General features: G+C 64.3%; 20 protein-coding genes, 4 pseudogenes and 1 other annotated feature. Of the genes and pseudogenes, 18 read left to right on the top strand and 6 right to left on the bottom strand.

Going from position 1 to position 21,308, the window contains the following annotated elements:
• Together NF20_RS15035 and istA are read right to left on the bottom strand one after the other, a co-directional pair.
• A pseudogene (locus NF20_RS15035) lies at positions 1-190 on the bottom strand (ATP-binding protein); the annotation flags it as partial.
• A complete protein-coding gene (istA, locus tag NF20_RS15030) occupies positions 187-1,740 on the bottom strand; it encodes an IS21 family transposase (protein ID WP_033711544.1) in 1,554 nt (517 codons plus the stop codon). The pseudogene NF20_RS15035 and the gene istA, both read right to left, overlap by 4 nt.
• A 1,188-nt stretch (positions 1,741-2,928) precedes the next feature.
• Between istA and NF20_RS15025 the strand changes: the two genes are divergently transcribed.
• The 3 genes from NF20_RS15025 to NF20_RS26460 all read left to right on the top strand — a co-directional run bounded on the left by NF20_RS15025 (position 2,929) and on the right by NF20_RS26460 (position 6,141).
• A complete protein-coding gene (locus NF20_RS15025; RefSeq protein WP_081759533.1) occupies positions 2,929-3,774 on the top strand; it encodes a ParA family protein in 846 nt (281 codons plus the stop codon).
• Between the two features lie 2 nt (positions 3,775-3,776).
• Positions 3,777-4,709: a ParB/RepB/Spo0J family partition protein gene (locus NF20_RS15020; RefSeq protein ID WP_050593650.1), complete on the top strand. Its 933-nt coding sequence runs from the start codon at positions 3,777-3,779 to the stop codon at positions 4,707-4,709.
• A gap of 310 nt (positions 4,710-5,019) precedes the next feature.
• Positions 5,020-6,141, top strand: coding sequence for a hypothetical protein (locus NF20_RS26460; protein WP_155947464.1), 1,122 nt, complete (start codon positions 5,020-5,022; stop codon positions 6,139-6,141).
• Between the two features lie 43 nt (positions 6,142-6,184).
• Here the strand turns inward: NF20_RS26460 and NF20_RS15010 are convergent, their stop codons facing one another.
• Together NF20_RS15010 and NF20_RS15005 are read right to left on the bottom strand one after the other, a co-directional pair.
• Positions 6,185-6,823, bottom strand: a complete 639-nt coding sequence (locus NF20_RS15010; protein WP_033717330.1) for a Fic/DOC family protein — start codon at positions 6,821-6,823, stop codon at positions 6,185-6,187.
• A 12-nt stretch (positions 6,824-6,835) separates the two neighbouring features.
• Positions 6,836-7,018, bottom strand: coding sequence for an antitoxin VbhA family protein (locus NF20_RS15005; RefSeq protein ID WP_033710484.1), 183 nt, complete (start codon positions 7,016-7,018; stop codon positions 6,836-6,838).
• Positions 7,019-7,163: 145 nt separating this feature from the next.
• Between NF20_RS15005 and NF20_RS26455 the strand changes: the two genes are divergently transcribed.
• Complete coding sequence (locus NF20_RS26455) at positions 7,164-8,219, top strand: C40 family peptidase (protein WP_081759530.1); 1,056 nt, start codon at positions 7,164-7,166, stop codon at positions 8,217-8,219.
• Here NF20_RS26455 and NF20_RS15000 read toward each other — a convergent pair.
• Entirely contained in the window at positions 8,194-8,880 is a 687-nt protein-coding gene (locus NF20_RS15000; RefSeq protein ID WP_155947463.1) for a helix-turn-helix domain-containing protein, read from the bottom strand. The genes NF20_RS26455 and NF20_RS15000 overlap by 26 nt on opposite strands.
• 877 nt (positions 8,881-9,757) lie before the next feature.
• Between NF20_RS15000 and NF20_RS27700 the strand changes: the two genes are divergently transcribed.
• The 6 genes and pseudogenes from NF20_RS27700 to NF20_RS26430 form a co-directional block, all read left to right on the top strand.
• Positions 9,758-10,210, top strand: coding sequence for a WhiB family transcriptional regulator (locus NF20_RS27700; RefSeq protein ID WP_033711377.1), 453 nt, complete (start codon positions 9,758-9,760; stop codon positions 10,208-10,210).
• A gap of 19 nt (positions 10,211-10,229) precedes the next feature.
• A complete protein-coding gene (locus tag NF20_RS14990) occupies positions 10,230-10,547 on the top strand; it encodes a hypothetical protein (protein WP_033711378.1) in 318 nt (105 codons plus the stop codon).
• Positions 10,544-11,356 carry a DUF4326 domain-containing protein gene (locus NF20_RS26445; protein ID WP_081759529.1) on the top strand — a complete coding sequence of 271 codons (813 nt, stop codon included), beginning with the start codon at positions 10,544-10,546 and terminating at the stop codon, positions 11,354-11,356. Before NF20_RS14990 ends, NF20_RS26445 begins: the two co-directional genes overlap by 4 nt.
• Positions 11,357-11,670: 314 nt before the next feature.
• Positions 11,671-12,162 carry a hypothetical protein gene (locus tag NF20_RS26440; protein WP_081759528.1) on the top strand — a complete coding sequence of 164 codons (492 nt, stop codon included), beginning with the start codon at positions 11,671-11,673 and terminating at the stop codon, positions 12,160-12,162.
• Positions 12,159-13,127, top strand: coding sequence for an alpha/beta fold hydrolase (locus tag NF20_RS26435; protein WP_081759527.1), 969 nt, complete (start codon positions 12,159-12,161; stop codon positions 13,125-13,127). The genes NF20_RS26440 and NF20_RS26435 overlap by 4 nt, the downstream gene beginning before the upstream one ends.
• A 173-nt stretch (positions 13,128-13,300) precedes the next feature.
• Positions 13,301-13,855 (top strand): annotated as a pseudogene (locus NF20_RS26430) (DNA-methyltransferase); the annotation flags it as partial.
• A 177-nt stretch (positions 13,856-14,032) separates the two neighbouring features.
• On the opposite strand, the gene NF20_RS14980 reads toward NF20_RS26430, so the two are convergent.
• Positions 14,033-15,294 (bottom strand): IS3 family transposase gene (locus NF20_RS14980; RefSeq protein ID WP_085989547.1). Its coding sequence is split into 2 segments (ribosomal slippage): positions 14,033-14,991 and positions 14,991-15,294, totalling 1,263 coding nucleotides; the frame shifts between segments, so codons are not numbered across the junction.
• Positions 14,864-14,995 (bottom strand) — a sequence feature (AL1L pseudoknot). (Overlaps the previous gene by 132 nt.)
• Before the next feature lie 68 nt (positions 15,295-15,362).
• Between NF20_RS14980 and NF20_RS28255 the strand changes: the two are divergent.
• The 8 genes and pseudogenes from NF20_RS28255 to NF20_RS14935 form a co-directional block, all read left to right on the top strand.
• Positions 15,363-15,647 (top strand): annotated as a pseudogene (locus NF20_RS28255) (DNA methyltransferase); the annotation flags it as partial.
• Positions 15,648-15,823: 176 nt separating this feature from the next.
• Positions 15,824-16,369, top strand: a complete 546-nt coding sequence (locus NF20_RS14965; protein WP_050594185.1) for a hypothetical protein — start codon at positions 15,824-15,826, stop codon at positions 16,367-16,369.
• A 415-nt stretch (positions 16,370-16,784) separates the two neighbouring features.
• Positions 16,785-17,066 carry a winged-helix domain-containing protein gene (locus NF20_RS14960; RefSeq protein WP_033717329.1) on the top strand — a complete coding sequence of 94 codons (282 nt, stop codon included), beginning with the start codon at positions 16,785-16,787 and terminating at the stop codon, positions 17,064-17,066.
• Between the two features lie 90 nt (positions 17,067-17,156).
• Positions 17,157-18,387 (top strand): annotated as a pseudogene (locus tag NF20_RS14955) (IS256-like element IS1245 family transposase).
• 127 nt (positions 18,388-18,514) lie between these two features.
• The gene (locus NF20_RS26420; RefSeq protein WP_081759524.1) at positions 18,515-19,264 is read left to right on the top strand and encodes a DNA methyltransferase; all 750 of its coding nucleotides are present in this window, start codon (positions 18,515-18,517) and stop codon (positions 19,262-19,264) included.
• Between the two features lie 3 nt (positions 19,265-19,267).
• Positions 19,268-19,603: a hypothetical protein gene (locus tag NF20_RS14945; RefSeq protein WP_155947460.1), complete on the top strand. Its 336-nt coding sequence runs from the start codon at positions 19,268-19,270 to the stop codon at positions 19,601-19,603.
• A 57-nt stretch (positions 19,604-19,660) separates the two neighbouring features.
• Positions 19,661-20,863: a DUF1173 family protein gene (locus NF20_RS14940; protein WP_033711088.1), complete on the top strand. Its 1,203-nt coding sequence runs from the start codon at positions 19,661-19,663 to the stop codon at positions 20,861-20,863.
• Positions 20,864-20,916: 53 nt separating this feature from the next.
• Positions 20,917-21,255 carry a hypothetical protein gene (locus tag NF20_RS14935; RefSeq protein ID WP_033711092.1) on the top strand — a complete coding sequence of 113 codons (339 nt, stop codon included), beginning with the start codon at positions 20,917-20,919 and terminating at the stop codon, positions 21,253-21,255.
• Positions 21,256-21,308 lie beyond the last annotated feature (53 nt).

Here is a 21,308-nt window from a genome sequence, read left to right as displayed (position 1 = left end):
TGACCTCATCAGCGAACAACAGCTCCAAAAAGTCGTGGTGCGGCAGCCGGTTGGTGCGGGCCAGCGCCAGCCGCTCCGGGAGGGTGTCGAGCAGCTGACCGAGTTTGAGGCGGCGCATCAACGCTTTGAGCTCGCCGGAGACCTCGATCGGTTTGACCGCCGGCACGGCATCGGGGCGGGCCGGGCTCATGAGGGCCTGCGGACCGAGAAGTCGGAGCCATCCCGCACGAACCTGGACGCCGCCCCGGGTGGTTTCGGTATCAGGGGCATCTGTTCACCGCCGCCGCGGGTCACGATCCGCTCGATCAGTCCGACGTCGATGACTTCGGCATCCAAGGCACGCCGGCAGGCGTCCTCCACGGCGGCGGCGCTGTGGCGGCGCACCAGCCCCAGCAGCCGATAGACCTGGCGCATCTTGGTCCACGGCAGCGGGTGTTCCAACACGGCGGCGGCGTAGGTGCCGACGTGGGTGCCGTGGGCAGCAGCCTTGCGCTGCAGCGCATTGATGTCGCGCATCGCATAGACCGACACGTGCGCGGGCAGATCAGCGGGGTCGGTGTGCCGCCGGCCCGGGGCCATGACGGGGTGGACCTTGATCAACTCACCACGCCAGTACAGCTTCACCGCGTGCGCATCCGTGCGGGCCTCGATCCGCTTGCCGACCAACTCGCCGGGCACGCTGTAGAGCGCTTTGGCGATCTGCACATGCCGGTCTGAGGCGACCTTGGGATGGGTCCAGACCGGGATGTCGAACACATCCTCAGGCACCGGTCCCAGCGCAGGGAGTTCCTCGGCGGCGAACACCTCGGCCGGGCGCAGCCGGGTGGTGCCATGAATCCGCAACCCGGCGGTCTGCGCACACCACAGCCGCGCCCGTTCCCGGCAATCCCCGAGATCCCGGAAGTGTTCTCCGGCATAGAAATTCGACCGCACGTACTGCACCATGCGTTCTACCCGCGGCTTATCTTTGGGGCTGCGGACCCGCGTCGGGTCAACAGCGAACCCGCGGGCCTGGGCATACTCCCGGAACGCGTCATTGAGCCGGGGTTCGGTCGCGTGTGCGGTGGTGACGATGGCTTTCATGTTGTCGGGGATCACCACCGCGAACACCCCGCCGAAGAACACCCACGCCGCTTCGAACCCGGCGATCACATCGTTAAGGGTCTGGCGGTAGGTGGGCCAGACGAACATGTGCCGCGAATACACCGCGGTGAAGATCAACCCGTGCACCACCCGGCGCCGCCCATCACCAGCATCGATGAGCAGACCGAGGCGGCCGAAGTCGACCTGCACCTCCGCACCGGGTTCGCAGTCGGCCACCGGCACCGTGGCTTGGCGCCGCCCGAATCCCAATTCAGTTGTGGCGTAACGGTGCAACGTCCGATACGACACCACCACACCCCGGCGGCCAAGCAGCGTGTGGATCTTGGTCAACGTCAACCCGTCTTTGAGCCACGCCTTGATCTGCTCATGCTCAGCGGCGATCGTCTCCCAGGCAAGGCTCTTGCCAGTCGGCCGGTGCGGGCGAACCTCGGCGATCACCGCCGCGAGCAGCTCATCGGTGAGCTGACTGTCTCCGCCGTCACGGTCGAGCCCGCAGGCCCGTGCCCGGTCGACGTAGCGTCGCACCGTTTTACGATCGGTGCCCGAGAGCCGGGCCACCTCCCGCAACCCCAACCCCTGCAGCCACAGCCGCAGCATTTCCACGATCTCGATCACCGATACCTCCCGGTAGCTCATCAGGCCAATACAGCGGCCCAACAACCGGAAGAACCCACGCCACGCCGGGGTGGTCCCATAACTGGCAAAACAGCCAGTCAGGTGGTCCCATCAATGGCAAACAGGTGGTCCCATGCTCATGGCAAAACCAGCTCTGAAGTGGTCCCTTTCACCTGGCAGCCGACAAGGCTTCTCCCAACGCCTGTGTAGCGACTGGCGTAGTTCCGGTACTCCGCGGGATTTGAACAGGGACACCCCGCCGCGCGCACCGGCCCGGCGCCTCGTCGAGCCGGACACCCCGCCGCGCCCACCATCGAAATAGAGTCTCCCAAATCGCGTCATACGGCCTTGCCACATACGTGGACCGCACGACACGGCGAGAACGCAGTGGGCTGCCGCCTAGCATTCTCCCCCGAGGGGTCGCCAGGCATTGCGCGACGTCGCTTCGGACCCGGCCGCCCGAGTGTCCCAAGTGGCAACGAAAGAAGCGCACCCCGTTCGCCGTACACGCCACAACCGCGCGGACCGCGCCCTATCCGGGCTACACGCCAGAGTTGGCGACGGGGCCATCTCAGACACACGAGCACCACCGGGCCATCGTTGCCCACTCGTCTACACCCCCAAGCGTCTACACCCCCAAGCGTGAACAGGGGGCGAACCCTTCGCTGCCGGAGTAGCCCCCGAAGGCGCTCGACACAGGATCGTGGGCGAGAGCCATTCCTGCGTCGCAACCCCATCCATCTGGGCCCGACAAGGGGTGCCGGCAGACGCTGCTCGATAGCCGCGTCGACCGCGTGAACGCCACCCCGAGTCGGTTGATGATCGGATGCCAAGTTGGCCTCCAACCGAACGGGCCCGCGCCCGTGGGCGAGTGATGTGAAGGATGCGATACGCCGGCCCTAAGCCAGGCAATGCCGCCGCCCCACGGCGGTCGTTGCGATGCAGTTTACCGCGGTAAACTGCATCGCGAAATAGCTATTGCAGCAGGTCAGACCGCATTTCGCGCAACGTTCTACACGTACCCGCCCGCGTCTCGCGACCTGAGCTCCACCCCTGCGGGTGGTGCAGTTTACCGCGGTAAACTGCATCAATTTCTATCCGATGTTCAGCGTGTCGACACGCCAATTTCGGGCACAAACCGTACTCTTTGGTGGTCTGTCTCGACGTAGTAGTCCGCGCTCGCGGATGAAGCAACCGGAGGTCTCCCCCATGACTCGCGTCATCGCAGTTGTCAATCAGAAAGGCGGGGTTGGCAAGAGCACTATCGTCGTCAATCTCGCCGCCGTGGTAGCCCAACTGATCCAACTGATCAGCCTGCTACGCGGTCGCGTCGACGCCAATGCGCAGTCGCGCGTGGCCGCCATTTCGATCGACCCGCAGGGGTCGGCTCAGTGGTGGGCCAGCCGCGTTGACGATCTCAACTTCCACCTCATCCAGGCTCACGACGATCCGCTGGAGTGGATCCGCCAGCTCAACAACTTGCCCGGAATCGACTACGTCTTTGTCGACACCCCGGGCTGGTTCGACGTCGATCCCGACGGAGCGGCCGACGGCCTGGGTATCGGATACTCCGCCGACGCACTCCGGACGGTGCTCGATGTCAGTGACCATGTGATCGTCCCGATGATGACCGAACCGCTGTGCTTCGATCCGACAGCACGAACCATTCGCAAGCTCCTCGAACCACGTGGGCTCCCCTTCACCGTCGTCATCAACAACTGGAACACTCGCGACGGCAAGGGATGGCTCGACGCGACGAAAGACTTCGTGAAGTCGTTTGGCTGGCCGTTAGCTGAAACGGTGATCCGTCGCTACCTGATCCACACCAATGCATCCAGCGACGGCGTCGTGGTGACCGAGTACGCGAACACTCTCAGCGAGGCGCAGCGTCGCGAGGCAGATGAGAAGAGGAAAGATCCAGCCCTCAAAGCGGCCGACGATTTTTACAAACTCGCCAAAGAGATCACCGGCCTGTCGCTCGAACCTGAACTAGGCGACTCCCCTGAATCGTCGATCGCCGCCTTGGCGGCATCAATGTCGGCGCAGGCGGTCTGATCATGGCTACCGGAACCCCAAACCAGTCCGAGCAGCCATCGCCGCGTGCCACGCGACCCAAAGGCGGAGTGCGCTCCTTCGACAGCCTGATCGATGCGGTCGGCGACAAATCGTCAGTTGACGGAACTACCGGTGACGGCGGCTTGCAACCGAGATCCGGTCTAACCCGGTCGGTCCCTCTCCGTGACCTCGTCGGCAACCCGCACAACCCGCGCGATTCCGTTGGCGACCTCGATGAGCTCGCTTCGATCGTCGAATTCCAGCTCCAACCCGTCGTCGCGGTAAGCCGCGCGGCCTACGAGAAGCTGTACCCGGACGCGAAGATCCCCGCGAGGTGGGTCGTCATCATCGGGAACCGGCGCCTGGCGGCCGCCCACAAATTCGGCCGGCCAGAACTCGATATCGTCATCAAAGACGAACTCGCGAAAGACCGCGGCACGCTGTTGACGGCCGTCATCGCGGAGAACGTCGACCGCAGCGGCTTCGACGTCATCGAGGAAGCCAAGGCCGTCGAGCAGCTCGTCGACGAGTTCGGAAGTGCCGATGCCGCGGCTGCGCATCTGAAGAAGAGTAAGGCGTGGGTATCGCAGCGCCGAGCCCTGCTCAACCTCGCCCCGGAACTGCAGGAAGAAGTACGGAAAGGCGATTTGGCTGTGCGCGAGGCGCGGTCCCTTGCCCGCATCCCCAGGCAAGAACAGGTGGCTCGCTGGCGATCCGCGGCAGACGAACGCGATGAGCAGCGGGGGAGTGGCGCTTCCGAACCCACGGAGTCCGAACAGGGCAGCGAGCAAGCTGGGCCTCCTGTTCGGGCGGTGACCAAGGCACTCCGGAAGTTCGATGCGGAGCCGCGAGGCCTCGCGTTAGCGTTGCGCGACTACCTCGGCGAAACGGGTGCGCGGACGCTAGCAAGCGATCTGCGCAAAGTTCTGAAATAACAAGGGTGGGGCAGTTTACCGCGGTAAACTGCCCCACCCTTGTTGGGTGCCATGTCTCTAGCGGCGAACTGAGAGCATGAATCCATCTGCGCCACAAGAGCATTCGGCCTCCACTAGATCCTGCCGCAGCGTCGCGATCAGTCGGTGTCAACGGCGGGACCGCTGCCGGATCGGCGGCGCAATCTTTCCGACTTGGCGAACGCAAACACGCCGACATGCCGCCGAGAGCGCTCTGGCCTGTCGGTCAGTTCGCTGTGTTTTTGTGTTGGTGGTGGGTGTTGTGCGGGTTGTGGGGTTACGGTGCGGGCGTATGACCCTTGATGCGTTCGTTTCGGAGGCTGGTCGAGCGCTGGGGGAGGGGCGGTCGTTGTACGGGCCGGCGCCGGTGGGTGCCGGGTTCAATTCGGCGACGAGTTTGGATAACGCGCGGGTGCGGGTGGATTCGGCGGTTGCCGAGTCTGGTGGTCAGTTCAACGGTCAGGCCGGTGATGGGTATCGCGGTCAGGCTCGGGGGTCCACGCAGGCGTTGGATGCGACGTCTCGGGCGGATCAGGGCACGAGTGCTGGGGTAGCCGAGGGTGGGGCGCAAGCGCGTCAGGGTCGTAGTGGTGCCGATGGTGTGGTCGATGATGCGCGTAGGGGAGTGGCGGCGATCGCGCCGGCAACCAATACCCAGGCGGGCAAGGTGGAGATGGTCAACCACCTGCAGGAACGGTTGATGCAGATGCGCGGCCGACTCCTGCAATCCGAACAACGCCAACTTGCGTTGGCGCAAATGATCCGCGCTGCCTCAGCTGGATACCGGCCAACGTCAGGCGGAGCAGGAATGCCGATGTCCGGCGGAGGCGGTGGCGGGTTCAGTCCAGCCGGCTTCGGCGGCGGGGGCGGCTCGGGCTCAGGGCTGTCGATGCCACGTCTGGCAGGACTGTTCAACGCCGTCAACCGCACCACAGCGCCGGGCGCAGAGCGGAATTCACCCATCGGAGCGCTACGTGCGACGATCGGCACATTGCGGCCCGACTCAAGTCCACGCGAAGTAGCGGCCGCGATCATCGCGCAGGCCAAGAAGCGCGGATACAACGCCCATGAGGCCATCGCGTGCATCTCAACCGGCATGCAAGAAAGCGCCCTAAGTCCCCGGGCGGTCAGTCCCAACGGGCTCTGGAAGAACATCTACCAGCAAGATTCTGGATATCCGGGGCGCGACGACCCGAACACCGCGATCGACGAGTTCTTCAACCGTCTCGACAAACTGCGCGCATCTCCGGGTGCCAGCTCCGACATTTGGAAGAACATCTTCTGGTTGCAGCAGCGACCAGGGGAGAACTCCGCTGACGCCGCGTTCGCCAACGGCCGCCAGGCCTACCTGTCTGAGATTCGCAGCCAACTCGCGCCCGCGACCCGCATGTACGAAGAACTCACGGCCGCCTGATGATGATGATTGACTGTTGACGCCAAGCCAGACCGATACACCATCAGAAGTCGTATGCTGGCTCGTCGTCAAGGATCTTTGCGAACATCGCGATCAACCCGCTGAGGTCGGATTGTGCTCGTGCGGCGTGACAGGCACCGTGCAGTTCGGCGAGATCGGTCTTTTCCCAGTCGATTCCGGCGCGGCGTTCGGAGAGCAGTAGGTCGAAGAACTCGCGTGTGGACCTGCCGTTGCCCTCACGGAACGGGTGGGCGAAATTCACGTAGTCGTATAGGTACGCGATGGTGGGGGCGAGTTCTGCGGTGGGCACATCCTTGAGCTTGTTGTGGCGGTGGATCTCGTCGACGACGTGGTTCATTGCCTGGTTGATGTTGCCCGGAGGACAGAAGGACTCGCCGCCCTTTTCGATGCCGACAGTGCGCAGTTCTCCGGCCCACTGGTAGACGTCCTGGAAGAGGTGCTGGTGGATGCGTTGCAGGTAGGCGAGATCGTATGAGCGGTGTCCCACTAGGTTGGGATCTTCGCGTAGCTCGATCAGGCGGGTCTCGACGAGGTCGTTCTCCGCGTCCCGAAGTTCGTCGGCTGTGCGGGCTCCGACCCGGTTTCTCAGAATGCTCGTGCCGGGGACGAAATAGCCCTGCCAGTTGCGTTCGATATCGCCAGTGTCCCAGGGGTGTGGCAACTCCCGGCCTGACTACTGGACGTTGTACCGGCGGCGCACGCGATCGGTGAGTTCGGCCGCGGTGATCGAGCCGCGTGCGTAGGCGACCTGGTCGGCGCGGGTGGCGTCGGTGCTGCGCGAGCCCTCCAGCTCCGAGCTGCGGCGGATCGCGCGGACAGCCTTGATCCGTCGCTGCGTCTTCTGAGCCTCAGTCACCCTGTCACCACCCTCAATCCGTTCACTTCAGGATAGTCGACGACGCCGACATGCCGCCGAGAGCGCTCTGGCCTGTCGGTCAGTTCGCTGTGTTTATGTGTTGGTGGTGGGTGTTGTGCGGGTTGTGGGGTTACGGTGCGGGCGTATGACCCTTGATGCGTTCGTTTCGGAGGCTGGTCGAGCGCTGGGGGAGGGGCGGTCGTTGTACGGGCCGGCGCCGGTGGGTGCCGGGTTCAATTCGGCGACGAGTTTGGATAACGCGCGGGTGCGGGTGGATTCGGCGGTTGCCGAGTCTGGTGGTCAGTTCAACGGTCAGGCCGGTGATGGGTATCGCGGTCAGGCTCGGGGGTCCACGCAGGCGTTGGATGCGACGTCTCGGGCGGATCAGGGCACGAGTGCTGGGGTAGCCGAGGGTGGGGCGCAAGCGCGTCAGGGTCGTAGTGGTGCCGATGGTGTGGTCGATGATGCGCGTAGGGGAGTGGCGGCGATCGCGCCGGCAACCAATACCCAGGCGGGCAAGGTGGAGATGGTCAACCACCTGCAGGAACGGTTGATGCAGATGCGCGGCCGACTCCTGCAATCCGAACAACGCAATATCGCTCTCGCCCAGATGATCCGCAGCGCCGGCGCGGGCTATCCCAGTGCTTCGCGCGGCGGCGCGATGCCGATGTCCGGCGGCGGCGGATTCAGCCCGGCCAGCTTCGGCGGCGGAGGAAGCGGCGGCGGACTTCCCGGGTTGTCGGTGCCGCGCCTCACTGGCCTTCTCGGCGGCGGGAATGACCGAACGGCTCCGGCAGGTCGCAACGACTCCCCGCAAGCGCGGGTTGGCTCCGGAGGAGGACCGGCCGCTCAACAAGCGGTACGCGCTGCGCTGACCAAGCTTGGCCGCCCCTACGTCTGGGGTGCAAAGGGGCCGAATGCTTTTGACTGCTCAGGTCTTGTGCAGTGGGCTTACGCACAGGTGGGAATCACAGTCGGTCCCGACACGTACAGCCAGATCAAACAGGGCTTACCCGTCGCACCTGGTGACGTGACAGCCGGAGATGCCATCTTCCCGTCGAATTCGATGGACTCCCGCGGTCCCGGGCATGTGATGTTGGCGATCAGCCCGACAGAGGTCATCGAGGCACAACAAACTGGTGTGCCGATAAAGATTTCGCCGATGCCGTCGTCGTTTACTGCGCGTCGCTTTGCGGCGTGAGGCTGCGAAAGGTCTTGCGGCTGCGGCGGATCTGTGTCATCACGGCGTACAGCTGATCTACCACTTCGTCCGATTCGGCGCCTGTTAGGGCGTCGACGAGGCCTGCAGAGAGAACTTGCTCCAGTGCGTTTGTCTGACTGCTGAGTTCGGCGAGTACAGCCTGAGCCTCAGGAGCGTTTGCGCTGTAGCGCGCGGCGATGTCAGCGATCGTGGCCGCCATCTCTGTCACCCGCAGCGCTGCATTGAGCACCCAACCACTCAACTCACCGCTTGCCGGTGGTGTCGGCTCTTCTGGCTGCGGAGTGGTCGTCGGCACCGGCTGCAGCCGCTGCGTCGGCGCAGGTGCGCCTTCATGCAGCATCGCAGTCAGGGAGCCCACCGGCCAATTCAGCGCACTTTCGATTTTGCGGCGGTTGGCCATCCACGGCATCTTCTGACCGCGCTCTAGAAAAGCCACGGTGTTGGTGACCACGCCGGCGCGTTCGGCCAGCGCGGCCTGGCTGCTGATGCCCAACGTCAGTCGGGCCTCGCGAACAGCGTCCCCAATACGGGCCAGTGCTTCCTCGCGCGACTCCTCGCTGGCGTTGAGTCGGCCGGCGGGCATCGGTTGACTTCCCTCCTCATCGGCGACGTGACGCGCAGGACGCTGCACGGTTGTCATGAATATAGGCCCCAGTGTGACTGATCTGCGGTAACTCACGACAGCGAGATGACGAATCATCGTCACTCGCTGCCGAGGTGATGACCGTTAACAACATCATCTTTTCTATCTTTGGAGACTGGGTGATGGTGACTTTGTGGCGACCCAGGCGTGTTCGCCGTTGACTGGCGTGATCGCCGCCATCGCTGCCTGTTGCGATGTGAATGGTGGCCGAAAGGGTGCGCGCTACGGGTGATATCCGCAGTTCTGGGCGTTTTCTTCACACGGTGACGTGGTGGTGATGCCTGCATGCGGGCCTGTGGTCAGGCAGGAATTCCTGGGTGTTGAGACAGTCAACATTGGCGGATCGCCACGAAACTAGTGACAACTGTCGTGACTGTGATCTACAGTCAACATCAGTCATCATTTGACTCAGCAGATGTGTACAGAATCTGGAAGGGAAGTACACAACATGCCTCTTAGTGTTGTCGGATCATCGGCCGCATCACCCACGGACCCCGAGGCGGGCGACTGGAATCTCTCGGTCGAGCCCAGCCGCTTCTGGATCTACGAAGCCAAGGTTCGCGATTGCGCCATTGCCCCACATTTCCGCCAGCGCGGTCGGTGTGGGACATGCGGGGCTGCCATCGCCGATGCTGGCTCGGGCTTCTGCGGTGACGAATGCGCACGAGTGTTCGTTGTCAACCACAATTGGGATCTGGCCAGGTTCGCAGCCATGCATCGCGACCAACACACATGCACCCGGTGTGGATGCCAGGCGACATCAGCTGATCCGACTCAAGACCTGGTCGTGCGGCACCTGGAGATTCCTCGTTCGGGCAACGTCCGAGGCCGCGGATGCCACCAACATCTCGACAACCTCGAGACGGTCTGCCGAATGTGCGACGAACTCGACACCTCGGTGGTGACGGTCACCGCGATCGACGCGCCGCAGGAACCCAACGAGCCCACGCTGTTCACGACCTCTCCCGCAGTGACCGCCCTGCAACCCCCGCACACCACGGTCAAACCGCACGAGCTCGATCCAGGATTGTGCCGACAGCCCTCCACCGCAGTGGACCCCGAATTCTGGTTCGAGCAGATCAACCGACGAGACGCCAAAAAAATCTGCGCGAGCTGCCCGGTGCTGACCAAGTGCGCCAAGTTCGCCCTCGACATGCGCGTCACCGACGGTGTGTTCGCCGGAGTTGCGCTTCCCGGACGTCGACACGCTCGCACATTGCGCGAACGCCGCCAACAACTCCAAGAACTCGTCGACGCCAGCGTTGACCACCACGTGGCCCAGGCCCACGCCGATCCCATCGCCCGGATGGAGCAGGCCGGTGCCTAGCCCGTCGCCACGTAGCCAGATGCTCCGCGATGACCTGCTCGCCCAGCTCAGAGCGGCCAACAAACCCCTGACCACGAGACGGCTGCGGGAATTCGCCGCCCCAATTCCTGTCGAAGGGTTCACCGTCCGAGCAGCTCCACTGCGTGAGCACGTTTACCGCGCGCTGCAGCAGATGCGAGCCGAGAACCTTGTGGAACCGATTCCCTCGTGCGGCCGCGACCTTGCCTGGCAGCTCACCACACAGGGCGCCGCGCGGCAGGAAATCGACACGCTCAACGCTGTGTTCGCGTTGCCTGCGGCCCCGCAGCCGTCAATGCAGCCCAAGGACAAGCCATGACCGCCGCAGCCAACCTCCACAAGGCACATTCCACGCACGAGTCACGGCCGCCGTACTGGCCAACTGGCATCCACAACGATCTCACTGCCCTCGAACCCCGACAGCTGGCCACCGATCCGCTATGGCGTAACCCATTCCAGCCCAAGGACACCGGGGCCAACTGGCAACAGCGAGCCGCCGCAGTCGTAGACTACGCAGTCTGGTTGGCCGGCCGCAATGACCTTATCGCCGCCAGTGCCCAGCTGCGCGGGCACGACCTGCGCTGCACCTGCGGCCATGGTCAGCCATGCCACCGCGATGTTCTGGCCGACCTCGCCGACCCCGACATCATTGCCGGCCGCCGGTATGGACACGGCTGGGGCCTAACGGTGCGACGCCCCTGGGCCTCGCTTCTGCTGGTACCACGCGAACTCGGCGGGAAGAACGTCGAGAACCGCACATGGACAACCCTGTATCGAGGCCCGGTTTTGCTGATCGCCGGGGCGCGAGTCGATGACACAGGAGTCAGCGCCGCTCGGCGCGAAGGTCTGGACGCTTCGTGGCACACCCGCCAGCAGGGTTGGCTTGGAGCCGCGGTTCTGACCGACATCCACCCCGCCACCGACGACTGTTGTCGCCCCTGGGGTGCCGAACCAACGCAAGGCTCGCCGATCTACCACTGGGTGTTTGACCATCCCGCCCGACTCGCGCTCCCGGTGCGGGGGAGTGGCTTTCTGGGGCTGCGGCGCACGCCATGGAGCAACTTGATCCGCACAAATGCATTGCCCCCCAGCACTTCCGCTTGCACAAAAGAGGAGGAGTCATCGTGACTGCGACGTCCGCATCTATCAACACTGTCCGGCGGCCAACCACTGCCACGCGCAGCCGACATATCACCACGGCCATCCTCATGGCGCTGTACGCGCTGCTGGTCCTGTCCGCTGTGTGGCTGGCCGTCGACCAGCCTCAGCCGCCGAGGCTGCCAGCCCAGCCTCCGCCCGCCACTGCGGCACCACAACTCGGCGCCGCAGTGAGCATGCACCACCTTGACACCCTCAGGACCGTGCCGTGACCGCGCGCCCCAAGGCCTGTAAGCGTGGCGGCCATACACCTGAATTCGACTGAGCGTCAGGGGGAAAGCATCGTGAGCGCCACCGTAAGCACACCTCATCCCGGCAGTTGGTTGAAGGTACTTCTCAGCGGCCGTCCTCACCAGGTCATCACCAACAACAGCGCACCCTATCTGCAACGTTGGTATCTCATCCCGCGCAACCGCCACTGCAACATCTACCTGCACCGGTTCATCGCATCCGACGATCCGACCTGCCACGACCACCCGTGGTGGTTCGCATCGCTACTTCTGCGCGGCTCCTACCACGAAGTCGAACCGGGTGGCGTCACCACCCGACGCCGCGGCAGCATCGCCGTACGTCGCGCACAGCATCGCCACAGCGTGCGCCTGCTCCGAGACGCCGAGGGCCGAGAAACCCCCTGCCTGTCAGTAATCGTCACTGGCCGTCACATACGGGACTGGGGCTTTTGGTGCCCAAACCTCAACGGAACCTACCGGTTCGTGCCCTGGAGGCAATTTGGCGCTGGCGGCTGCGGGGAAAACGGAAGCGAGGCACACCCATGACTCCTCTCCCGACGTCGACGCTCTACGACGCAGTACCAGCCAGCGCCAGTCAGCGACGCCAACGCAACACCGTACTGACCAGCGACGGTGTGGCCCTAAGTGTTTCGGACCTATACCCAAAATCGGCGGTCACCCACACCGTTGTTCTCCTGCACGGCCTCTGTCTCACCCGACAATCCTGGTACCGCCCAGCGCAGCGCTTACGTCGCGACGGCATCAGAGTCATCCAATACGACCACCGAGGACACGGGCTATCCAGTGGCGCACCACTGCACACCTATACACCCGAACGTCTCGCTCAGGATCTGGCCGAAGTTCTTACTGCTCTGCAGGTCAGTGGGCCCCTCACCCTTGCAGGTCACAGCATGGGGGGCATCGCGGCGTTTAGTTATCTCGCGCGTCCCGTCGACCAGCAACCCGTGCGGCCCGACGGGCTGGTCCTCGTCGCCACCGCGGCGGGCAACCTCACCGAGCACGGGCTGGCACGCCTCCTGGCCGTGCCGGGTATCGATACCGCCATAGGCCTGGCCCAACATATGCCGCGCATCGTCAGCGAACGGCTCATGCACAGCCTCGCACGCCCCCTGTGCGAGCTCGTCACCCACGACAAGACGATTTCGGCGTCGCTGAGCCAAGCCTTCCGATCGACGCCCATATCCACCGCTCTGGGATTTCTGCACTCCCTCAAAACCTTCGACCAACGTGACCTGCTGCCAACCATCGCCGCCGCCACCACGGTGATAAGCGGGGGAGCGGACATCCTCACGCCGCCGGCGCACTCCGAGGAAATGGCCGCCTCCATCAGCGGTGCCACCCACATCCACCTGCCCGACGCGGGCCACATGCTCCTGCAAGAAGCGTCTTCCGTCGTCGGCAACGCCATCCTGCGCACCATCAACACCCCCGAGGGCGTCGAGCAGACGTCAAACCCCCATGCGCTCAACAACATCGCCACGTCAGCGTGACGTGCATCGGGTGAAAGGTAAACCGCACATGATCGCCACGAACTGCAACAACACTCGAACAGTCCAAACCCGACCGGCCGAGCCCACACCACCGCCACAGGCCGCAGACAATCTTGCGCTGCTGCTCACCGCACGTCGCCGTCGACACATGCACCGGACCGCGTGGTAGCCAGATGACTCATCTACACGGTGACGACCCCGCGAGCAGCCAGTCGCTGACACCGTATTTCTGCGACAAACAGGTCACGCTCTATCACGGCAAAGCCCTCGACGTCGCACGCCAATTACCCAGCGGCTCAGCAGATTGCATCGTTAGCAGCCCGCCCTACAACCTTCGCGACTACGGCACCGACGGACAATACGGCCTCGAGCGCACTCCCGCCGAATACGTGAACAACCTGCGAGACCTGTTCACTGAACTGCGACGTGTCCTCACCGACGACGGCACCTTGTGGCTCAACCTCGGCGATACCTACAGCACCCGCGCCGACGCCTCAGCTGGACCGACCTCCGGGCGTTCCCGCCCCCATGCCATGCCGGGCCGAATCAACACCACCACCACACTCGGCCGAAAGCAGCTCCTCGGAATTCCGTGGAGAGTCGCATTCGCGCTGCAAGACGACGGCTGGATCCTGCGCCGCGACATCGTGTGGGACAAACCCAACGCAAAACCCGAAAGTGTCACCGATCGACCCTCCTCACGTCACGAGTACCTCTTCCTGCTCACAAAGTCACCCCGGTACTGGTTCGACCTCGACGCCATCCGGGAACCGGCGACCCTGCGCAACGACGCCAAGACGTGGGCACAACGCAAAGACCTCGGAGAGCCGATGCGACACGGCCGCGGTGGCAAGGCCACCGTGGGAATCGGCGCTGAAGCGCCCTGGGTTTCCCGGAGGCTCGGGCTATTGGATTCCGATCAAGGGTTGGTCGGTCCGGTATGCATCGTAGAACGCGGCTTCGAACTCCGTGGGTGGGATGTCGCCGAGGTAGCTGTGCAGGCGGCTGGTGTTGTGCCAGTGGACCCAACTGAGGGTGGCGAGTTCTACGTCCTCGACGGTCTTCCACGGTCTGCTTCGAGCCGGCCCGTAGATCAGCTCGGCCTTGTAGTAACCGTTGACTGTCTCCGCGAGAGCGTTATCGAAACTATCTCCAACGGTCCCAATTGACGGGACTGCGCCGATCTCAGCGAGCCGCTCGCCGTAGCGAATGGACGTGAATTGCGACCCGGCATCTGAGTGACATATCAAGTCCTGCAATGTAGTTCCGCGTGACCAACGCGCCATCTCCAACGCGTCGAGAACCATCGAGGTCCGCATGTGCGAAGCCACCCGCCACCCCACGATCATCCGCGAGTGTGCGTCAATGATGAAGCACACGTAGGCCACCCCGGCCCAGGTCGGCACGAATGTCAGGTCGGTCACCCAGAGCTGGTTCGGGGCAGCCGCGGCGAAGTTGCGGTGCACCAAGTCCGGGTGCCGCGCCGCGGCTGGGTCAGCTTTGGTGGTCCGCACCCGTTTGCCGCGCCGGACCCCCTCAATGCCTGCGGCCCGCATCAGCCGGGCCACCTGATCGCGACCGACGTCATGACCATCGCGACGAGCCGTTTTCCAGAGTTTGCGGGCCCCATAGACGCAGTAGTTGTCTTTCCAGAGCTGGCACAACGCCGGCCCGAGGACGGCGTCGCGCAGGGCCCGCGCCGATGGGACCCGGGCTTTGGCGTCGTAGTAGGTGCTCAGGGCCACCTGCAAGCCTGCGCTGCGCAGGACCGTGCAGATGGGCTCGACCCCGAACTCCCCGCGATTGTCGTCGATGAAATCGACTATTTCTTGTGTTGGCGGTCGAGCTCCGCCCCGAAGAAACTTGCCGCTCGCTTCAGAATCTCGTTGGCACGCTTGAGTTCTCGGATCTCCTGTTCGAGTTCCTTCACCTTCTTCGACTCCGAGGTCGTCACCCCAGGAGCCAGGCCTTCGTCGATGTCGACCTGACGGACCCAGGTGCGCACCGATTCCACTCCGTAGCCGAGCTGGCGAGCGACCCGCTGCACTGTGCCCTGCTCGGTGCCCAGCTCCGCGCGCAAGGTGCGGACCATCCGCACCGCGGCGGCCTTCTCCTCGGCACTGTATCGACGTGTCGTCGGCTTCCCGGGCGACTGTTCCTTCGGCATACCTGCATCCTCGTTTCCAAGGTCAGGAGCCTCCGGGATTTCCAGGGCGTTTCAGCGCATTCGCCTCAACCCCCTTAGGCCGCAACCCCGGCGACGTGTGGTCAATCAGCACGACAGCCTTTCCCCACGCGCACTTCGCCGTCATGCCACCGGCACTGGCTCAAAAATGCGTAATGGCCGGCTGCAAACCCGGCGGCACCGTGCTCGATCCCTGCAACGGGGTAGGAACCACGGGGCTCGCCGCTCAACGCGCCGGGCGCCGCTACATCGGCATCGACATCAAAGCCGACTATCTCGACCTCGCGCTACGCACCCGCCTGCGCGACGCCGCCCTGGACTTCCACGACGACGCCAACCCGACCGATACACCGGTATCCCCGAGCGGCGATCACGCCGGCCCGCCGACCCTGCAAGACGCGCTGGGGGAGGCGGCATCATGACCAGCTCCCGCCAGCGCACACACCACAGCCACCACATCCCGGCCACGAGCGGTCGCGAAGGTCACCAACGACAAGGAGCCCTCCATCCAATGTCCCCGCACACATTCGACCGGTGCACCGATACCAGCGAAGCCGACGTGATCGACGTGCTCTCACGGCACGTGCCTGAAATCGCGTTCGACATCGTCCAAATCGTGCGCGTGGCCATCGACGGCACCCGATCCAAGGTTGCAGTGACCACCGAGCAGCCCGGCGTCAGCGCCACGGGTGTGTGCATCGGGGCAGGAGGCCGCCGCATCCGCACGATCGCCGATCAACTCGGTATGGACAACATCGGGATCGTCGCATACTCAGCGCATATCGAGACCTACCTCACCCACGCGATCGTCGCGCGCGGAGCGCACCCCTTGAGTGTGGACATCATCGATTCACCCGGACGCGTTGCGCGAATGGTGTTCGACGCCGAGGACCGCAGCTTTGGCCCAACGCAGTTCGCTAGGGCCATCGGCACACGCGGGTCCAACGTGCGGCTGGCATCAGCGCTCACGGGTTGGCAGATCCGCCTGTGCACTCCGCTGTGCCGGGATGGTCACTGCCTGCACCCCGGCGCGACATCACTGCGAGTGGCCTCATGACCCCAAGACCACACGCCGGCACATCGGGCGAAGCGAATTCCGGGACCACAATGTGGCCCTGCGGGTACTGCCGCGTCGACTCAACGGCCCACATCGGCAATCCGTGCCCGTGCTGTGGCCGTAACAAGCCCCTGCCGTGGTGGAGGATGCAGATACCGCCCGGAGTCGTCTCACGCCGCGGTATGCCCTGTGCCCCAGGCGGTCCCGTTCCCAACAATGCCAGCAGCGCACCAGCCCGCCAACGGCCCGGCAGCGAACACGCTGCGCAAAGAAGCATCGACACGGATGCCGTTGCCACGACGCTCCCCAAACCGCTCAACGGGTACCGAACACGCTACGGACGAAGCACTGGCCACCTCAGCGGCCACCATGGTCTGATCCCGGTGGCGCAGTCGCAACCGGTTCGGCGGCCGCAATGGTGACCATCAATCCCCGCCATCCGCTCAACGAACGGCACAAGGAGATACTCGCCGTCTTGTCCAACGCCGGCGAGCCGCTGAGCACCAGCGCTATTCGCCGTCACGTCAACAAGAACCGCACCACCCAGTTGGTCGCCGAGCAGGTTTATCGCACCCTGCGCACACTTCACAGCCGCGGTCACGTCCAGAGGCTCACCAAAGACGGCACTACTGAAATCTATTGGCAACACGCCCAGCCCGTCGCCAACGGGGAGCGTCCCGGGGAGTGGTGTAAGTGATGGCGGCGTGTCGGTCCCTGACGTAAGAGGGCCATCGCGTGAGTCTCTGTGGTGAAACGACCAAGAATCACTACCGAGAGGAACATCGCGATGGCCCTGGACCAGTCTGCCTTGCTGGAGGTGCTCGACGCACTGCGCACCGCCGATGCCGGTGAGCGGATCACTCAAGCCGCCGAAACGATCTACCAAGCCTTGATCGACGCGGAGTTGACCGCGTTCATCGGGGCTTCTCCCCATGAGCGCACCGAGACCCGCTCCAATCAGCGCAACGGCTCGCGTCCGCGCACGCTGTCCACGGTCGCAGGGGACCTGGAACTGCGGATTCCCAAGCTGCGCACCGGGTCATTTTTCCCGGCGTTGTTGGAGCGGCGTCGCCGGGTCGATCAGTGCTTGTTCGCGGTGGTGATGGAGGCCTACCTGCACGGCACCTCCACCCGCAAGGTCGACGATCTGGTCAAGGCACTGGGTACCGATACCGGGATCTCCAAAAGCGAGGTCAGCCGGATCTGCAAAGACCTCGACACCGAGGTCGCGGCCTTCCGGGACCGGCCGTTGGGTGATCAGCGCTTTCCGTATGTCTTCCTCGACGCCACCTACTGCAAGGCCCGGGTGAATCATCGGTGGTGTCGCAGGCGGTGGTCATCGCCACCGGGGTGGCCGCTGACGGGCGCCGCGAGGTACTGGGCTTTGAGGTCGGAGACTCCGAGGACGGGGCGTTCTGGACCGCGTTTTTGCGGTCGTTGAAATCCCGCGTCTGGCCGGAGTCCAACTGGTCATCTCCGATGCCCATGCCGGACTGCGCAGTGCCATTGACGCCGTGCTGATCGGGGCCGCCTGGCAGCGGTGTCGAGTGCACTTCCTGCGCAACGTGCTCGCCCAAGTGCCCAAGGGCTCCGCAGAGATGGTCGCCGCCGCGATCCGCACCGTCTTCGCCCAGCCAGACGCCGAGCACGTGCGCGAACAACTCGACACCATCGCCGGCATGCTCGGCCGCCAGTTCCCCAAGGTCGAAACCATGTTGCGCGAGGCCGCCGCCGACATCACCGCCTTCGCCGACTTCCCGGTGGCCCACTGGAAAAAGATCTGGTCAACCAACCCACTGGAGCGATTGAACAAGGAAATCAAACGCCGCACCGACGTCGTCGGCGTGTTCCCCAACCCCGCCGCGCTGTTACGGCTGGCCGGCTCGGTACTCGTTGAGGCCCACGACGAATGGCAGGTCGCCGACAAGCGCTACCTCTCCGAGACCAGCCTCGCTCTGCTCGACGTCAGTGACCAAAGTGCCGAAACCATTGCCCCCACAGCCGCTCTCACGGCATAGTGGCTACCACAGAGCCACACGCGGACACGCGACCGCTCTTACACCACTCCACGGGACGTGACCTCGCCAACGCCGCCGCACGCCCGTCGGCAACCAACATCACCCCGCAATCCCCGGGACCATCACAATGACGACCCCGTACTACCGCGACGACTACGTCACCCTGTATCACGGTGACGCACAGGAATTCACTGAGTGGCTCACCGCCGACGTACTGGTCACCGATCCGCCCTATGGGCGGCGCTGGCGCTCGGGAAGTGGACTGACCAACGCCGACGGTCACGGGCAGCCTCGGCGATGCCACGGAGGTATCGCCGGTGACCGCGACACCGGCACACGCGACACAGCGTTGACAGCGTGGGGGCCCCGGCCTGGCATCGTGTTCGGTGACCTGCTGGTAGCTCAGCCCCGCAACGCAGTCCAGTGCCTCATCTACGCCAAAGCGGCTGACGCTGGAATACGCGGCGCCCGAGGTGGATTCCGCCGCGACGTCGAAGCCATCTACCTCACCGGCCCCTGGCCCTCGGCCGTCGGCGGGCGCACCAGTGTGCTGACCAGCCGGTCATGGGTAGCCGGCCCGTCCTCACCGGCCTACCGCTACGGCCATCCCCATGCCAAACCCCTCGACCTGCTCGAGCAGCTCCTCCTGTTCGCGCCGCCAGGAGTGGTCGCTGACCCCTTCTCAGGGTCAGGAACGACCCTGGTAGCCGCCCGCAACCTGGGACGCCGGGCGATCGGCGTCGAGCTCGATGAACGCCACTGTGAAACCGCAGCCCGGCGGCTCGATCAAATGTGCCTGCAGTTGCACTGCCCACAGCCTAGCGGAACAGCAGAACTGTTATCCCACAACGATATTCGTCACTCTCAGGAGGTCTGACCGATGCCAGTCACTGCCTTGCTCCCGTACCGGTCGCCGTGCCGGATATGCGGACATCCGATCCGCTGGACCACCTCCTACGTCGCCGTGCCGGGCTCTCACAACGCCGCCTTCCCGCCGCCACTGGAACAGACCGTCCAGACACGGTGCCCTGGAGGCTGCGGACGCACAGTCACCGATGCCGACCACCCGTGCGACACCTGCTGGGACCGTCTTCCGGCCGCGCTGCGCCGCGGGCTGCTGCTGTCGCTGGCAGGCCTCGAGGTCAACACCGCGCGCATCGACGTCGCTGCCTACTTTCGCGATCACGCCGCACCCCAACCCGGCCCCATCGACTAGCTGGCCGCGTCACCCCGCGATTACCAAGCGGTCCATCTGAAACGGAGCACAGAACCGATGGCAACGACGATACCCACCCCGTTCTTCGTTGACGGCGACGTGGTTGACGACGTCCACACCCCAGAGGCCCAACAGGCACTTAGCCGAGCGAAAGCCGCCCGGCACCGACCGCTATGCCTGTGCCAGTCCCCAGGCGTGGAGATGTACATCGCCGCAGCCGGCCACAACCTCATCGTCAAGCGGATGCCCGGAACGGCCGCTGCCCACGACCATCGGTGCCGCTCGTGGCTGCCGCCCCACGAGCTCTCCGGCTATGGAGCTGTTGCCGACCAATCAATCGTGGACAACCCCGCCGACGGCACCACAGCCCTGCGGCTGGGATTCTCACTGTCGAAGTCCGGCAACCGCTCTGCCCCCGAACCATCCGGTTCGCCATCAGACACCGTTCAAAGCGACGGCAACAAGCTGTCGCTACGAGCTGTCCTGCACTACCTGTGGGACGAGGCAGAACTGACAACGTGGCACGCCGCATTCACCGGGCACCGCTCCTGGGCAGTCGTTCACCAACGTCTGCGTGCAGCGGTCGACGGCAAGCTTGTCCGAAAGAACCCTCTCGCCCCGTCTCTGTTTGTGCCCGAACCGTTCTCGGCAGCCCGCAAGACAGAGATCGAGCAGCGCCGGATCAAGGCATGGGCGCCAGCACGACGTCAACCCGGAAAGACCGCCCGCCTGCTCATCGGGATCGGCGAGGTCAAGGCGATCGAGCCAGCCAACCACGGATACAAGATGCAAGTCCGGCACCAGCCCGGGCACCCCTGGTTCATCGATGAAGACCTACACCGCAAGCTCACCAAACGATTCGCCACCGAGCTCGAACACTGGCAGATGGCCGAAGCCGGCGACGTGCGCCTGCTAGCGATCTGCACGTTCTCGGTGTCGCGTGCCGGATACGCCAACGTCGAACAACTGTCACTGATGACCACCGATCACAACTGGATCCCGTTCACCGGCGACGCCGACCGCACCTTGCTCAATACCGCCATCGAGCAGGAGCGCTCATTCCGCAAAGTCCTGTCGTACAACGGCAGCGCAACGCCCATGGCCTCCCTAATCTTCACCGACACCACTCCAGCCGTCGCCGCCTTCATCGACCGCCCCGCCGCCGCAGAAGCCGACGGTGATGACTCGATCGCCGGCCTGCCGGTATGGACCTGGCGCACCGACGAAGACATGCCCGATCTGCCATCACCAACGCTCTAACACCACATCCCGCGCCCCCGTTATCGGAGCACACGACCACAGGAGTGAAAACCATGACCACAGTTCATCCCCCACTGACCGCCGAAGACTTCGACACCGAGTACGACGCCGAGCACCACTACATGTTCATCGAGCACGAAGACGGCGACATGCTCTACACCTACGGCCACCACAGGGACGAAGAATTCGCCCGACAGGCAAACGAATTCGACATCCAGCTGTACGGCCGGGATCCCGAGGATGCCCAGCTCACCGCCGACGATGTCCATCACCGATGGGCGGTCCTGATCGCGCCGAAGCCTGAGTGGCGCTTCTGGATTGACACCGACACCGGCGACGACATCAAAGAGAGCACGCCCGGCGCGTTCCCGATCTCACTGATCTACAGGTAATTCGCCGCCCCACAACCGAACACAAACCAATCGTGGGCGAAACACAGGAGAAG

It is taken from the genome of Mycobacterium sp. MAC_080597_8934 (assembly GCF_000523975.1).
GTDB classification, from domain to species: domain Bacteria; phylum Actinomycetota; class Actinomycetes; order Mycobacteriales; family Mycobacteriaceae; genus Mycobacterium; species Mycobacterium avium.
Note: the sequence above shows the minus strand (reverse complement) of the source record. Positions and strands in the feature narration are given on the sequence as shown.

Coding starts and splice junctions, on each gene's coding strand:
- NF20_RS14945 (WP_155947460.1), top strand. CDS start 19,268: ATGCCAGTCACTGCCTTGCTCCCGTACCGGTCGCCGTGCCGGATATGC.
- NF20_RS15000 (WP_155947463.1), bottom strand. CDS start 8,880: ATGACAACCGTGCAGCGTCCTGCGCGTCACGTCGCCGATGAGGAGGGA.
- NF20_RS26420 (WP_081759524.1), top strand. CDS start 18,515: ATGACGACCCCGTACTACCGCGACGACTACGTCACCCTGTATCACGGT.
- NF20_RS26455 (WP_081759530.1), top strand. CDS start 7,164: ATGACCCTTGATGCGTTCGTTTCGGAGGCTGGTCGAGCGCTGGGGGAG.
- NF20_RS26435 (WP_081759527.1), top strand. CDS start 12,159: ATGACTCCTCTCCCGACGTCGACGCTCTACGACGCAGTACCAGCCAGC.
- NF20_RS14990 (WP_033711378.1), top strand. CDS start 10,230: ATGCTCCGCGATGACCTGCTCGCCCAGCTCAGAGCGGCCAACAAACCC.
- NF20_RS14965 (WP_050594185.1), top strand. CDS start 15,824: ATGTCCCCGCACACATTCGACCGGTGCACCGATACCAGCGAAGCCGAC.
- NF20_RS26445 (WP_081759529.1), top strand. CDS start 10,544: ATGACCGCCGCAGCCAACCTCCACAAGGCACATTCCACGCACGAGTCA.
- NF20_RS14960 (WP_033717329.1), top strand. CDS start 16,785: ATGGTGACCATCAATCCCCGCCATCCGCTCAACGAACGGCACAAGGAG.
- NF20_RS15020 (WP_050593650.1), top strand. CDS start 3,777: ATGGCTACCGGAACCCCAAACCAGTCCGAGCAGCCATCGCCGCGTGCC.
- NF20_RS26460 (WP_155947464.1), top strand. CDS start 5,020: ATGACCCTTGATGCGTTCGTTTCGGAGGCTGGTCGAGCGCTGGGGGAG.
- NF20_RS14940 (WP_033711088.1), top strand. CDS start 19,661: ATGGCAACGACGATACCCACCCCGTTCTTCGTTGACGGCGACGTGGTT.
- istA (WP_033711544.1), bottom strand. CDS start 1,740: ATGAGCTACCGGGAGGTATCGGTGATCGAGATCGTGGAAATGCTGCGG.
- NF20_RS15025 (WP_081759533.1), top strand. CDS start 2,929: ATGACTCGCGTCATCGCAGTTGTCAATCAGAAAGGCGGGGTTGGCAAG.
- NF20_RS14935 (WP_033711092.1), top strand. CDS start 20,917: ATGACCACAGTTCATCCCCCACTGACCGCCGAAGACTTCGACACCGAG.
- NF20_RS27700 (WP_033711377.1), top strand. CDS start 9,758: ATGTGCGACGAACTCGACACCTCGGTGGTGACGGTCACCGCGATCGAC.